At 78.1% G+C, this 684-nt stretch carries 1 pseudogene; it reads right to left on the minus strand.

From position 1 onward, the window contains the following. Positions 1–684: pseudogene (locus tag E6R62_RS40095) on the minus strand (hypothetical protein); the annotation flags it as partial.

Below are 684 nucleotides of genomic sequence, written 5' to 3' on the forward strand. Positions count from 1 at the left end.
GCCGCCGTTCTTGTTGCCCTGGCCGTCGCCCTTGCCCTTGCCCTGACCTTCGCCCTGGCCCTGGTCGTCCGAGCCGCCGGACCTGCCGCCGCCGTCGCCGTCGAGCAGCACGTCGCAGAACGCCTTCACCGCGCCCGGGCCGTGGGCCGCGGACTCCAGACTGCGGCGCTTGTCCTGGTCAAGCCGGCCCGAGCGGTAGTCCCGGCAGTCCTCGGCCGTCTTGGCGAGCCACTGTCCCTTGCCCGCGCCATCGTTGTCGTCCCCCGAACCACCGGACGGGGCGCCGTCCTTCCTGCCCGGGTCGCCGCTGCCGCCGGCGGCCGAGCCGTCCGGGCTCGCCGGGTGCGAGGGGTCGCCGGGCGTGCCGGTGCCGGTCGACGGGCTGTGCCGGCCGGGTGTCGGTGAGCCCGGGGGCAGGGAGTGCGAGGGCGAGGCGGTGACCGGGCCCGGGGTCACCTCGGCGGAGACGCTGGACGCGGGCGTGGGGTCCTGCTCGTCGAAGGCGAAGGGACCCGGCAGCACACCGGTGCCCGCGGCGACGGCGACCCCGCCGAGCGCGCAGCAGGCGAGGGCCGCGGCAAGGCCGAGGCGCACCGGCGCGAAGCGCCTGCGCCGGGGGGCCTCGCGCACCTCGGCGACGCGTCCGACCCGTACGACACCGAGCCCCTCGGCCGCGGCCGTGCC

Origin of the sequence: Streptomyces sp. A1136, assembly GCF_004795055.1 — a bacterium.
Classification (GTDB): Bacteria; Actinomycetota; Actinomycetes; order Streptomycetales; family Streptomycetaceae; genus Streptomyces.